Genomic DNA, 13,402 nt, shown 5'->3' on the forward strand with positions numbered 1-13,402 from the left:
CCAATCAAGGAGGCATTACATATGATCGAATACACAAATCTAGCGGTGAACCACGACGGTACCATTCGTGGTCTCAAAAAGAAGCACGTTCAAATGATCGCCATTGGCGGCACAATTGGTACCGGATTATTTTTAGGAGCAGGTAATTCAATTGCGAAGACAGGTCCTTCAATTCTGATTGTTTATGCAGTATTAGGCGCTTTCTTCTTCATGATGATGCGAGGCATTGGCGAAATGTTATATGCTGACCCGTCGCAACATACATTTGTCTCCTTTATCAGTAAGTATGTGGGCGCAGGTGCAGGCTATTTTGCAGGTTGGTCTTATTGGATTGGTCTTGTTTTCGTTGCAATGGCTGAATTAACAGCGGTCTCTACTTATGTTAAATTTTGGTTCCCCAACTGGCAAACATGGATCATTCAAGTTGCCTTTCTCTTCATTTTGACAATGATTAACCTCATCGCCGTTAAACTGTTTGGAGAAACCGAATACTGGTTTGCGATGATAAAGATCATCGCCATTGTTGCCATGATTGTAACAGGATTATTCTTGATTGCAACAGGCTTCAAGGCCCCTGCTAGTGGTGGCCACACGGTTGCCTCATTTGGCAATGTATTTTCTAACTTCACACTATTTCCAAATGGTGCAAGTATGTTCTTCGCTGCCTTTCCAATGGTATTTTTCGCCTTCCAAGGCATGGAATTCGTTGGTATCACAACAGCTGAAACACAAAACCCACGTGAGGTTTTGCCAAAAGCGATTAACACGATTATTTTCCGTATCTTGATTTTCTATCTTGGTGCTATGATTATCATCATGTCCATTATTAATTGGCATGTGATTGCTAAAACACCTGATGAAAGTCCGTTCGTTATGGTCTTTCAATTAGCTGGTTTCAAAGCCGCCGCGTTAGTTATCAACTTTGTTGTTCTAACATCAGCCGCTTCGGCACTCAATTCTGCTATTTATTCAGCAGGTCGACACTTTTATCAACTGGCCGAAGAGTCTGATTCCAAGCTCATGGGGAATTTCCGAGAAATATCATCAAACGGTGTTCCCGCTAAAGCAATTATTCTGACTGCCGTGTTAGTACTGTTGTCACCTGTTATTAATTCAATTCCACAAATTACTAGTGCTTTTGGATTTATCACATCAATTTCGTCAAACATGTATATTATCGTTTATGCGATGACAATGTACGCTCATCGTAAGTTCCGTGAATCAACTGACTTTATGCCAAACGGGTTCGTCATGCCTGGTTACAAATGGACCAGTCCCTTGACATTGCTATTCTTCGCAGCAATTTACATCAGTTTGTTCTTCCAAGCTGATTCACGAATGTCAGCTATTGGTGCCATTGTCTTTACTATCATTTTTGGTTATCTCTCACATCGTAAGTTTTCATCAAAAGTTTCGACTTCAACGTCAACAGCGTCATAAACATATTAAAAGGGATCCAACATTACTGGATCCCTTTTAATATGTTTATAGTTCCGGTTCGTAAAAGCGACCGACAGTATGCTCAATTTTCCATGTTGATGAAAACGCGTGTTCATCAACTTCTTTCATTGCTTCACGCAATTCAAAGCGTTCCTGTTGCGTAATCACTGTCAGCAGTACTGAACGTTCTTGACCAGTATAACCACCGCGAGCATCGTTAATAATAGTGACACCGCGACGCATTTTACGCTGAATACCGTCAACCATTTCGTCCGGCTTCGTCGTAATAATCATGACTTGCATCTGTTGTTGACGGGTATAAAAAGCGTCAATCATACGTGAACTAATAATGACACCGACAATTGAATACAGCGCATATTTCCAGCCATAAGTTAATCCAGCACCAATCATAATAAGGGCGTTGAACGCCAAATTAATGGGTCCCATTTTGAAGCCAAAGTGTTTTTTAACTAACATGCCAATGACATCTAATCCGCCGGTTCCTACGCCATATCGTAATGCCGTTCCAACAGCCATACCATTTAAAGCACCACCAAACATGGCATTAATTAAAGGATCTGGCGTTAACACGCGAGTTGTATCAAACAGTGGCATCAAGGCTGAACTGAGAAGTACAGCCAACGTGGTGAAAGTAGCAAAACGCCAAGACAACTGCCACCAAGCAATCACCAACATTGGTAAATTAACCAACGCCAATGCGAGCGCAACCGGAATTTTTTCACCACTTAAAGTTGAAACTAACTGGGCAAATCCAGTAAACCCTGATGAATAGATATGACCAGGATGCCAGAAGTAATTCATTGCAAAAGCAACAATCACACCGTAAAATATAGCACCACCAACACGACTCGCGTATTGATTTTTCATGAAATTATGAAATATTTTTTGCATCAATCACTCGGCTTCTGGTACAAATAAACCTAATTCATTCAACTGTTTTGTTTCAACACGCGTTGGTGCTTCCGTCATCGGTTCAGTTGCTCGTGAATTTTTAGGAAAAGCAATGACTTCACGAATATTTTCTTGCCCGGCCAATAACATTGCTAAACGATCTAGTCCAAGCGCGATACCACCCATTGGCGGGAAACCAAATTCCATGCCTTCAAGCAAGAAACCAAATGCCTCATGCGCTTTTTCAGGTGTAAAACCAAGTGCCTTAAGCATTTTTTCCTGAATGTCCATACGGTGAATACGGATTGATCCTGAGCCTAACTCATAACCGTTCAAGACCAAATCATAACTTTGCGCATGCGCTTTATGTGGATCTTCACCATCATCAAGATAGTGTAAATCTTCTTCATTTGGCATTGTAAATGGATGGTGGGCAGCAATCCAACGGTCGAAATCTTCTGAATATTCAAATAATGGCCAATCAACAATCCATGCAAATGCCCAAGGATTTGTTTTGTCCACCAAATCAAGATCAGCAGCTGTTTGACGGCGGAGATAATCCAAAGTAGCCGACACAACATCATTACGACCAGCACCGAATAACAACAAGTCTCCCGTTTGGCCACCAACGCCAGCTATCAAAGCTTGACTATCTTCTGGTTTAAAGAATTTGGCAATTGGACCAGTTAGTCCGTCATCAGTTACCTTTAACCATGCCAAACCTTTAGCACCAAATCGTTCAATATATTGTGCCAATTTATCGATGTCTTTACGAGAATAGTGATCGGCACCGCCCGGTACAGCGATGGCTTTCACAACACCACCAGCTTTAACAGCGTTGGCAAACACACCAAATTCACTATTTGAAACGGTATCAGAAAGATCATGAATTTCATAAGCAATTCGCAAATCAGGTTTGTCCGTACCAAAACGATCCATTGATTCTTGCCATGTTAGAGTCGGAATGGTGGTCGTATCAAGATCAAAGTTCACGACATCGTTCATCATTGCTTTGACCCATTCATTGACCAGTTCCCGAATTTCATCAGCAGTCATGAATGATGTTTCCACATCCATTTGTGTAAATTCAGGTTGTCGATCACCACGCAAGTCCTCATCACGGAACGCACGTGCGATTTGGAAATAGCGATCAAATCCAGCCCCCATCAATAGTTGCTTGAATAGTTGAGGTGATTGTGGCAACGCATAAAACGATCCTGGGAAAACACGAGATGGCACCAAGTAATCACGGGCACCTTCAGGCGTTGACTTAGCCAAAATTGGTGTTTCAATGTTAATAAAATCATGTGTATCCATGAAGTGCATGGCACTGGACATGATTTTAGACCGAACGCGTAGGTTCTTTTGCATTTCTGGTCGACGCAAGTCTAAATAACGATACTGCAACTTGAGTTCCTCATTAGCATTAACGTTATCCTCAATATAAAATGGTGGTGTTTTTGACGTTGCCAAAATTTTGGCTGATGTCACATCAACTTCAACGGCACCAGACTTAATTTTATCGTTAATTTGGCTAGCATCACGTTTGATGACTTTACCAGTCACAGCAACAACATATTCACTTCGCATATCTTCGGCGACAGTCAAAGCTGATTGGTTAGTAGCATTGAATGTTAATTGCACAATGCCTTCGCGATCACGTAAGTCAACAAATATCAAGTCACCAAAATCACGACGCTTTTGCACCCAACCACTCAACGTCACCGTTTGGTCAAGATAACTTTCGTCAATTAAACCTGCATATGTTGTTCGTTTCATTGTTCGTCTCCTTGTGCATCAATAATTGTTGGCAAATCTGTATAAAGATCAGCCAATTTAACAAGTTGCTGTTCACCAGTTGCCATGTTTTTAATATTAGCAGCGTGTGCTGCTAACTCTTTTTCCCCAACAGTCACGACGTACTTAGCATTGTGACGATCCGCTGTTTTAAACTGTGCTTTTGCTGAGCGATCCAGATAATCACGTTCAGCAACGAAACCAAATGACCGGATTGCTTGCACGATTTGCATAGCTGCAATATCTGTTTCATCACCGATGTTGACAACATAAAAATCAAGGTCATTATCGACTTCTGGTGCAACACCTTGCGCGTTTAACAAACTCACCAAACGCTCCATGCCAATACCAAAACCAACGCCAGCTGTTTCAGGACCACCAAAAACAGATACCAATCCTGAATAGCGACCACCGCCGGCAATTGTTGCAGCACCTTTTAATTGCTCATCAACTGTCATTACTTCAAAGATTGTATCGTTATAATAATCCAAACCACGAACCATTGTTGGGTCAATTTCAAAGTCAAGATTCAAAGCCGTCAACAATTCTTGAACTTTTTGGAAGTGCTGTTGTGAGGCTTCAGACAAATAATCCAAAATTGAAGGTGCGTCAGCCACAAAAACTTGATCTCGTGGATCTTTTGAATCTAAAATGCGAAGTGGATTTTTCTCCAAACGCGCCTGAGAATCGGCAGATAATTCAGAACGATGTGGCGTAAGATAGTCAATCAATGCTTGGCGATAATCATCTCGTGACTGCTTATCACCCAAAGTATTAATTGCAACACGCAAATTCTTTAAACCAAGGGTTTGGAACAAATCAATTGCCATCGCAATAACTTCGACGTCAAGTGCTGGTGATGAGGAGCCAAAAGCTTCTACACCAATTTGATGAAATTGGCGCATACGCCCTGCTTGTGGACGTTCATAACGGAACATTGGTCCAATGTAAAATGATTTATAAGGCTTATCAAATTCTGGCCCATATAATTTATTCTCGACATACGCGCGGACAATTCCGGCTGTTCCCTCTGGTCGTAGGGCAATATGGCGATCACCTTTATCATGAAAATCATACATTTCCTTAGTGACAACATCTGATGTATCACCTGCTGAACGAGAAAAAACTTCAAAATTTTCAAATATTGGTGTTCGAACTTCTTTAAAATTATAGTCACCAAATAATAAACGCGCAACATTTTCAACGTGTTGCCATTGGCTTGTTTGATCTGGTAATAAATCAGCAGTACCCTTAGGGCGCTGGAAAAGTGGTTTTGCCATCGTATTTTAATTGCTGACAGTCATGTTATGACAAGTCAGTTGTTCTCCTTCTGTTTTTGACATTAAAACTGAAAAAGCGCCCTCAACGATTATTCGTTAAGGGCGCAATTGCACGGTACCACCTTAGATGTTGATGCATACACATCACTTAGATTGCTTATCGCGCTACCACGCACTGCCTTATACAACAGTGTCCTCCAAGGTGTCACAAATTACGTCATCGTTTTGCTTGCATCACCCGCAAAATTTCTGATGGTCCAGAGCGTAATTTTTCCAATTCATCGGCTTTAATATATGCCTTAATGATATAGTTATCTCACCTCAAAGTCAAGCCAATTACAAGACAAAATTACTTATCAAAACGATATACTTTTGCTTCATAAGGACGAAGTGTTGTCAAAGCGTCATCCTCATAATTACTAATGAGGACTGACGCGTTATCTGGCACATGATAGTCACGCGTCAACGTTTCGCTGGTGAAGTTATTGATTACCAATAACGACTCATTTTGACCAACACGACGGTAAGCGTAAACTTGTTCGTCTTCAGGATCCAACAATTCGTATGTGCCTGTCGTTATGATTGGTAATTCGTGGCGTAAGCGAATGAGCTTTTGGTAGTAATAAAATGTTGAATTTAAGTCTGCTAACGAAGCCTTGGCATTAATGGTGTCATAATTATCATTCATCTTTAACCATGGTGTGCCGGTTGTGAAGCCCGCATTTTTGCTATCGTCCCACTGCATTGGTGTACGAGCGTTATCACGACCTTTGGCATGTACATACTTCAGCATGGTTGCTTCATCAGTTAAGTGATCTTTATCAATCAAGTATTTGAAAGCATTTTTAATTTCAACATCATCAAAATCATCACGTTGCAAATTATAGGCGTTGGTCATGCCAATTTCTTCACCTTGATAAACATAGGGCGTTCCTTGCATGAAATGAAGTAAAGTGGCTACCATTTTAGCAGATACAACGCGATATTCAGGACGGTCATCCCCATAACGACTCACAGCACGTGGTTGATCATGATTATCCCAATAAAGTGAATTCCATGCTTTACCAGCCAAATCATTCTGCCATTTTGAGAGATTTTCTTTCAAATCAACGAGGGAAACTTTTTTGTCATACCATTTTCCAAGCGCGGGATTAGGATTATTGTCAAGCCCCATGTGCTCAAATTGGAAGACCATGTTCAATTCTGAGTTGTCTTGATTGGCATACTTAACGGCATTTTCAATATCAACACCTGAGGCTTCACCAACGGTCATCATATCAGCCCTGTTTAAGACTTGTTGACGCATTTCTTGCAAGTATTCATGGACATGCGGACCGTTGGCAACGGCTTTATCTGAATTCCCATACTCACCCCCCTCTGGTACTTCACCATCAGGCAAGCCATCTGGCTTAGAAATGAGGGAAATGACGTCCATTCTGAAACCATCAATGCCCTTATCAACCCAGAAGTTCATCATATCAAAGACAGATTGACGTACTTTAGGATTAACCCAATTTAGATCAGGTTGACCTTCGACAAACAAGTGTAGATAATATTGCCCTGTCGCCTCATCAAATTTCCAAGCTGGACCAGAGAAAAATGAGCCCCAGTTATTAGGCTCGTGTCCATCCACTGGATCACGCCAAATATAGAAATCACGCTTATCATTATCTTTTGAACTACGGCTTTCAATAAACCATTTATGCTGATCTGAGGTATGATTAACAACCAAATCCATCAAAATTTTGATGCCCTTATCATGCGCTTTTGCTAGCAAGCGATCAAAATCAGCCATTGTACCAAATTTGGCATTGATATCTTCATAATCGGAAATATCGTAACCATTATCTTTGTCTGGTGATGCATAGACAGGATTTAGCCATACAACATCGGCACCTAATTTTTTAATGTAATCAAGGCGTTGCTCGATACCCTGTAAATCACCGATACCATCTCCGTTAGCGTCTTGAAAAGACCTAGGATAAACTTGATATACAACTGCTTTTTGCCACCATTTAATTGTTTCTGTCATGATAATTCTCCTTTTTTAATTACGATTTTCTTCTTTTACGGTCCAGATTAGGCAACCACCAATCATCAAGAAGACGCCGGCAATTGCTAACATGTGTGCCATTGATTTACCCACTGCTGGGAAAATTGCAAAACTAGCAACTGACGCCACAATTTGCGGAATGCAGATAAAGCAATTGAACAATCCCAAATAGATGCCATCATGCTTACCATCTAAGGCATTCGTCAAGATGGTAAACGGAATAGAGATTAACGCAATCCAACCAATACCAATCAAAATGAATCCAATCAGTGATGAAAGATGTGTATGGCCATAGGCAACAACAATAAAGCCAATGCCACCAGCAATCAAGCTGAGAAAATAAGCACCTTTGCGCGTTTTATTATTCAAACGCTGGAATAAAATTCCCACCACAATTGCCACAACTGAGTAAACAGCCTGTAAAATACCAAACCAATTACCAGCCGCTTGATAACCTGCAGATGCAGGATCTGAAACATGCCAAATGTTCTCTGACAAAGCACCAGTTGAGTATGTCCACATATATGGAATACCGAACCAAACAAAGAATTCAACCACACCTAGTGTCCAAAATACCTTTGGTGCGTGCTTTAGAATTGTGATAAATGATTCATGCTGCTTTGTTTCGGCGTTATAGCCATGGTAATAAGCCAGTGTTTCTGGATCGTATTCTTTAACATTCATAATAGTAAAGACAGTTGAAATTAACAAAATAGCCGCTGCCACATAAAATGAAATTTTAACAGAATCTGGGACAACACCTCGGGCAGCAGTATTGGCCACCCCAAATGAGGTCAAAATAAACGGAAAGACGAAAGCAATCACGCCCCCTAAGCTACCCCAAATGTTTTGCAAACTCCACGCTTTATCGGTTTGTTGTTCATTAACCATGTCAGGAATAATCATCTTGAACGGCTGCATAGAGACATTGGCCGATAGGTTCATGAATAACACTGTCACTGCACCAAACCATAGCGCTGTCAATGATCCGTACCCAAAACCAAATGATCCGGTATTTGGCAAAAGCAATAACACAATTAGGGAAACCAAACAGCCGCCAATCAAATAAGGCATTCGTCGACCTAACTTAGGTAGCCAAGTTTTATCAGAAAACAAACCAATTAATGGTTGGGTAATCATGCCCGCTAATGGTGGCAAAATGAAGAAAAACCCCAATTTTGTTGGATCTGAACCTAACGTTTGAAAGATTCGACCCATGTTACCAGTTTGTACTGAAAATGCAACTTGAACACCAGCATAACCAAAAGTCATTAAGAATAACTGCATGCTGGTCAGCATGGGGAGCTGACCTTTTTTTTGTGTCTTACTATTCAACATATTCACTCTCCTTTTAAGTGATTTTAGTTTACACACGCCATTTTAAAGTAACCGCTTACATTTTATGCCATTATGTACCTTCAAAGTACACTTTTGATTCATAAGGTCGTAAGGTATCCCCCTGATCATCATCATAGTTACTTAAAATCATATTCGCGCCATCGTTCAATGTATAATGACGCGTCAAGGTTTGATTCGTAAAGTTACTAATGACTAATAATTCAGAATCAACACCAATTCGCTTGTAAGCATAGACTTCTGAATCTGCCATGTCCAGTACCTGATAATGTCCGTTAGTGATGAGTGGCATTTGCTGTCGTAATGCAATAATTTTTTTGTAGAAATAAAAGATGGATTGTTGGTCAGCTAATGCTTGTGCCACGTTAATTGTTTCATAATTCGAATTAACTGCTAGCCAAGGTTTTCCCTTTGTAAAACCAGCCTGATTACTATCATCCCACTGCATTGGCGTCCGAGCATTATCACGTGAGGAATGGTGTATATAAGTCATCATTCGTTCTGGTGAGACACGTTGCTGTTCAACCACTAAATCTTGATAGGCATTTAAAGTATCAATGTCTTGGTATTGTGAAATTGATGACCAATCAACATTTGTCATGCCGATTTCTTCACCTTGATAAATGTAGGGCGTTCCCTGCATAAAGTGCAATGTTGTGGCTAACATTTTTGCAGAGACAACGCGATAAGCTTCAGAATCATCACCAAATCTTGATACCACACGTGGTCGATCGTGGTTGTTCCAATAAAGACTGTTCCAAGCTTTGCCATCCAGTGCTGTTTGCCATTTAGATAAAATTCGCTTCAAATCTACTAAATTAAATCGCTCATCACTCCACTTTCCTAAGCCTTCACGACTATTGTCAATCTCCGTATGCTCAAATTGGAAAATCATTTGTAATTCATGACTATCAAACCCAGCATACTGAATCGCATCTGACGTTGTCACGCCGGGGGTTTCGCCAACAGTGATAATATCGTTGCGTGACAACACCTTAGCATTCATTTCCTGCAAATATTGGTGTACCTTTGGTCCATTGGCAACAAATGTCATTGACGATCCGTGATTATCAGCGTTCACATTAGGATCATTTGGCAATCCTGTTTGTTTTGAGATAAGATTGATGACATCCATTCGGAATCCATCAATCCCTTTGTTCAACCACCAAGCCATTGTTTCATAGATTGCTTCACGTAGCGCTGGATTTTCCCAATTCAAATCAGGCTGTTTTTTTGAGAAAAGATGTAAATAGTATTGTTTTGTTTTTTCATCAAACGCCCAAGCTGATCCGCCAAAATCCGACAGCCAATTATTGGGCTCGTGTCCATCAACAGGATCTCGCCAAATGTAATAATCACGATACGGATTATCACGTGACTGACGACTTTGCTGGAACCAATGATGTTCACCAGATGTGTGGTTGACAACCAAGTCCATCATGATTTTTAGGCCCAACTCATGGGCAATTGTAATCATTTCATCCACATCCGCCATCGTGCCAAATTCTGGTAAGATTTTGCGATAATCACTGATATCGTATCCGTTATCATCATTTGGTGATTGGTAAATCGGACTTAGCCAGATGACTTGCACCCCTAGTTCTTTTAAATATGGGAGTCGTTGAATAATGCCCGGAATGTCGCCAACACCATCACCATTACTATCCTGAAAACTGCGCGGATAAATCTGGTAGACGGTTGCTTTTTGCCACCATTTATTTTGATTCATTATCATGCCTCATGATTCCTAATTACCTTTTTAATATTTGAGTAAACGTTTACGCAATTAATATTGTAACCGCTTTCATTTCGTTTGTCAACTTATTTTGGGTTATAATATAACTTATGGCTATTACAATCAAAGATATTGCAAATAAAGCTGGTATTTCAGCCGCTTCCGTCTCACGTATTTTAACTAATCGTGGGCGTTTTAGTGAGGCAACAGCACAACGTGTTCGGCAATTAGCTCACGAAATGGGATACTATAAGAATCAATCAGCCGCCGATTTATCACAAAAAGAAAGCCGCGTCATTGGTGTATTAGTGCCAACCACGCATACTAACTTTGCTGATGAAATCATTAAAGGCATGCAAGCAAAGGCTTTCGAATTAGACTATGAACTGTTGATTGCTTTCGTTGAAACGGACAGCCAGCAGCAAATCAAAACTGTTAAATCATTGCTTTCCCGGCAACTATTAGCGGTTGTCATGTTAGCCATTGATATCGAAGATCCTGTTTTCGAGGTCTTAACAAAGGCTGACGTACGCTTGCTGAGTGTCTCTAACCAACTCAATAATGTGATTCCTTCTATTTCCTCAGATAACTACGCCATGATGCACACTATCGTGGATTATTTATACAATCATGGACACCGCAAAATGGCCTTAATTGGCGCGTCCAATCCAGATCCTATTGTTGCAGTTTTAAGGCGCAAAGGTTTTATTGATGCACTGTTAGATCATGGTATTACCTATAATCCAGAATTCATCTGGGGCGTTGATAATGATTATCAAACTGGCTTAGATGCTATCAAAAAATTCGGCGCGCCTTTACCTTTTACTGCTGCTATTGGCTCAGCGGACATTATTAGCATTGGCTTACTCAATGGTGCAAAAGATGCTGGCATTGCTGTCCCTCAGGATCTATCAATTGTGACCATCGATGGGACAGAATTAACTCAATTAACACGTCCTATCTTAACGGCTGCGCAGCAAAACTTTGCACAAATGGGAGAATTAGCTATTATGGCTCTCGCTGATCACACCCTCTCGCCGCATACCGTCACTTTTACTGATATCACAATTAAACAAGGTGGTACAGTGGCAAACATTAATTAAAACAACAAAAGAGTGTCAGTGTATAAAAACACTGACACTCTTTTCATCATCTATTGCATTTTAGCTTCAATATTTGCCAACGTCACTTCTGAAGTTGACTCAAAATTCAAGTCCGCTCCTGACAAAACATCTGCGTTACCAATGGCTAGTGATGTCTCACCTGCCCCATTGATTGACGCAATACCAGCAGCTGAATCTTCCAATCCAATGACATTTTCTGGATCTAAATGTAAGACCTCTGCAGCACGAACGAAGATTTCAGGATCAGGTTTTCCCTTTGTCAAAGTGGCAGGATCAACAATGCCAACAAAATACTCGGTCAATCCCAAATGATCTAGAATCATTGGTGCGTTTTTAGAAGCTGATGCCACCGACATTGTATAGCCAGCTGCCTTAGCTGATTGAATGAAATCTTTCATGCCAGGCAAAATATCATCTTCAGTCAATGTTGAAATGAGTTGTTGATAATTATGATTTTTCTTTTCTGCTAATGCTTCTTTATCTGCTTGAGAAAAATCATTGGCATGATCTCCAGCATCCAAAATCATTTGCAAGGAAGCCATGCGACTGATGCCCTTCAAACCTTCAGCCAATTCTGGTGTCCAAGTTGTGCCAACCTCATCAGCTGTTTGATGCCAAGCTTCACCATGAAAGCGCGCCGTGTCAGCAATAACTCCATCTAAATCAAAGGCAAAACCTTTAATATCTGAAAATTTAGCCATTTTTATTTATCCTCACTTTTTTTAATTTGGTAAGTTACAGTATATGTTTTTGTTTCATTTGCTGGCAAAACAATATCGCCAAAGCCTTCATGATTAACCGCATCAGGCAAAGTCTGCATCTCAATAGCAAGCGCTGTTTTAATGTCACTGCTATCGTCAGGATTGGCAGTGAATACAACAACACCATTGCGATCTGAATCCACTGTCAAGGTCAAACTTTCATCGGGTGAAGTTAGTCCTACACCTTCCCCTTGACGGCTTGGATCTAATACCCAAGCATCATCATAATGCTCTTGTCCCAAGGCGTGTAAATGCGCAAAATCAAATTTTGTATTTTGATTATCAATCACGTTACCGGTTGGAATCGTGTTGTTATCAACTTCAAGATGTTGACGTGACGCAATTTGTAATTTATGCTGACTAATATCTTGATCCTTGCCAACTAAATTAAAGTATACGTGCGTCATTGGGTTGAACAATGTATTCTCGGTTGAAACGCCACTAAATATAATATCTAGACGATCTTCATCGTCCAATCGATAAGTCACTTGGGCAGCTAATTTACCAGCAAACTCATCATCAAAAGTTCGTGTGAAATTAATTTCCGCCGCTGTACCCAAATTTCTTGCTTCACCGTGCCAATTAACCGCGTCAAAACCATTGATGCCAGAGTGTAAAACATTGCCATGATCATTTGGCGTTAATGTAAAATGTGCCCCATTAATATCATAATCAGTTTGTGATAAACGACCACCAACTCGACCAATTGTATTTCCAAAATGGAATGGATTATCTAAATACGCGGCTAAATCATCAAATTGTACTAACAATTCTTGTTTGACACCATCACGTTCAACGGAAAACGATTGCCAAGTTGCCCCGTATGAAATCGCAGTAATCTGTGTGTGATTGATATTTTCTAGGGTAAACGCCGTCACGACTTTTCCGTCAGGTAATTGCCCAAAATCCTTCTCTACTACTTTCATGATATCCTTTCCTGCTAT

At 40.5% G+C, this 13,402-nt stretch carries 10 protein-coding genes; 2 read left to right on the forward strand and 8 right to left on the reverse strand.

Annotated features, from left to right (window positions below; translation table 11 throughout):
* Window positions 1-21 precede the first annotated feature (21 nt).
* On the forward strand, window positions 22-1,440 hold the full coding sequence (locus ACI3ES_RS06410) for an amino acid permease (protein ID WP_114666726.1): 1,419 nt from the start codon (window positions 22-24) through the stop codon (window positions 1,438-1,440).
* 45 nt (window positions 1,441-1,485) lie between these two features.
* Here the strand turns inward: ACI3ES_RS06410 and ACI3ES_RS06415 are convergent, their stop codons facing one another.
* The 6 genes from ACI3ES_RS06415 to ACI3ES_RS06440 form a co-directional block, all read right to left on the reverse strand.
* A complete protein-coding gene (locus ACI3ES_RS06415; RefSeq protein WP_004910034.1) occupies window positions 1,486-2,352 on the reverse strand; it encodes a YitT family protein in 867 nt (288 codons plus the stop codon).
* A 3-nt stretch (window positions 2,353-2,355) separates the two neighbouring features.
* Window positions 2,356-4,131 carry an aspartate--tRNA ligase gene (gene aspS / locus ACI3ES_RS06420; protein ID WP_080519213.1) on the reverse strand — a complete coding sequence of 592 codons (1,776 nt, stop codon included), beginning with the start codon at window positions 4,129-4,131 and terminating at the stop codon, window positions 2,356-2,358.
* Window positions 4,128-5,429, reverse strand: coding sequence for a histidine--tRNA ligase (gene hisS / locus ACI3ES_RS06425; protein ID WP_114666727.1), 1,302 nt, complete (start codon window positions 5,427-5,429; stop codon window positions 4,128-4,130). Before hisS ends, aspS begins: the two co-directional genes overlap by 4 nt.
* A 349-nt stretch (window positions 5,430-5,778) precedes the next feature.
* Window positions 5,779-7,461: a glycoside hydrolase family 13 protein gene (locus ACI3ES_RS06430; protein ID WP_407631950.1), complete on the reverse strand. Its 1,683-nt coding sequence runs from the start codon at window positions 7,459-7,461 to the stop codon at window positions 5,779-5,781.
* Window positions 7,462-7,476: 15 nt separating this feature from the next.
* Window positions 7,477-8,820, reverse strand: a complete 1,344-nt coding sequence (locus ACI3ES_RS06435) for an SLC45 family MFS transporter (protein ID WP_114666729.1) — start codon at window positions 8,818-8,820, stop codon at window positions 7,477-7,479.
* Window positions 8,821-8,890: 70 nt separating this feature from the next.
* Window positions 8,891-10,567, reverse strand: a complete 1,677-nt coding sequence (locus tag ACI3ES_RS06440) for an alpha-glucosidase (protein ID WP_114666730.1) — start codon at window positions 10,565-10,567, stop codon at window positions 8,891-8,893.
* A gap of 116 nt (window positions 10,568-10,683) precedes the next feature.
* On the opposite strand from ACI3ES_RS06440, the gene ACI3ES_RS06445 reads away from it, so the two are divergent.
* Window positions 10,684-11,676, forward strand: a complete 993-nt coding sequence (locus ACI3ES_RS06445) for a LacI family DNA-binding transcriptional regulator (RefSeq protein WP_114666731.1) — start codon at window positions 10,684-10,686, stop codon at window positions 11,674-11,676.
* A gap of 50 nt (window positions 11,677-11,726) precedes the next feature.
* Here ACI3ES_RS06445 and pgmB read toward each other — a convergent pair whose 3' ends face one another.
* Complete coding sequence (gene pgmB, locus ACI3ES_RS06450) at window positions 11,727-12,398, reverse strand: beta-phosphoglucomutase (RefSeq protein WP_080519216.1); 672 nt, start codon at window positions 12,396-12,398, stop codon at window positions 11,727-11,729.
* A gap of 2 nt (window positions 12,399-12,400) precedes the next feature.
* The gene (locus ACI3ES_RS06455; protein ID WP_114666732.1) at window positions 12,401-13,384 is read right to left on the reverse strand and encodes an aldose epimerase family protein; all 984 of its coding nucleotides are present in this window, start codon (window positions 13,382-13,384) and stop codon (window positions 12,401-12,403) included.
* Window positions 13,385-13,402 lie beyond the last annotated feature (18 nt).

This window comes from Leuconostoc falkenbergense, from assembly GCF_045801155.1.
GTDB lineage: Bacteria > Bacillota > Bacilli > Lactobacillales > Lactobacillaceae > Leuconostoc > Leuconostoc falkenbergense.

Excerpts from the sequence above, each read along its gene's own strand:
- aspS (WP_080519213.1), bottom strand. The coding sequence starts at position 4,131 with ATGAAACGAACAACATATGCAGGTTTAATTGACGAAAGTTATCTTGAC.
- ACI3ES_RS06440 (WP_114666730.1), bottom strand. The coding sequence starts at position 10,567 with ATGAATCAAAATAAATGGTGGCAAAAAGCAACCGTCTACCAGATTTAT.
- pgmB (WP_080519216.1), bottom strand. The coding sequence starts at position 12,398 with ATGGCTAAATTTTCAGATATTAAAGGTTTTGCCTTTGATTTAGATGGA.
- ACI3ES_RS06410 (WP_114666726.1), top strand. The coding sequence starts at position 22 with ATGATCGAATACACAAATCTAGCGGTGAACCACGACGGTACCATTCGT.
- ACI3ES_RS06435 (WP_114666729.1), bottom strand. The coding sequence starts at position 8,820 with ATGTTGAATAGTAAGACACAAAAAAAAGGTCAGCTCCCCATGCTGACC.
- ACI3ES_RS06445 (WP_114666731.1), top strand. The coding sequence starts at position 10,684 with ATGGCTATTACAATCAAAGATATTGCAAATAAAGCTGGTATTTCAGCC.
- hisS (WP_114666727.1), bottom strand. The coding sequence starts at position 5,429 with ATGGCAAAACCACTTTTCCAGCGCCCTAAGGGTACTGCTGATTTATTA.
- ACI3ES_RS06455 (WP_114666732.1), bottom strand. The coding sequence starts at position 13,384 with ATGAAAGTAGTAGAGAAGGATTTTGGGCAATTACCTGACGGAAAAGTC.
- ACI3ES_RS06415 (WP_004910034.1), bottom strand. The coding sequence starts at position 2,352 with ATGCAAAAAATATTTCATAATTTCATGAAAAATCAATACGCGAGTCGT.
- ACI3ES_RS06430 (WP_407631950.1), bottom strand. The coding sequence starts at position 7,461 with ATGACAGAAACAATTAAATGGTGGCAAAAAGCAGTTGTATATCAAGTT.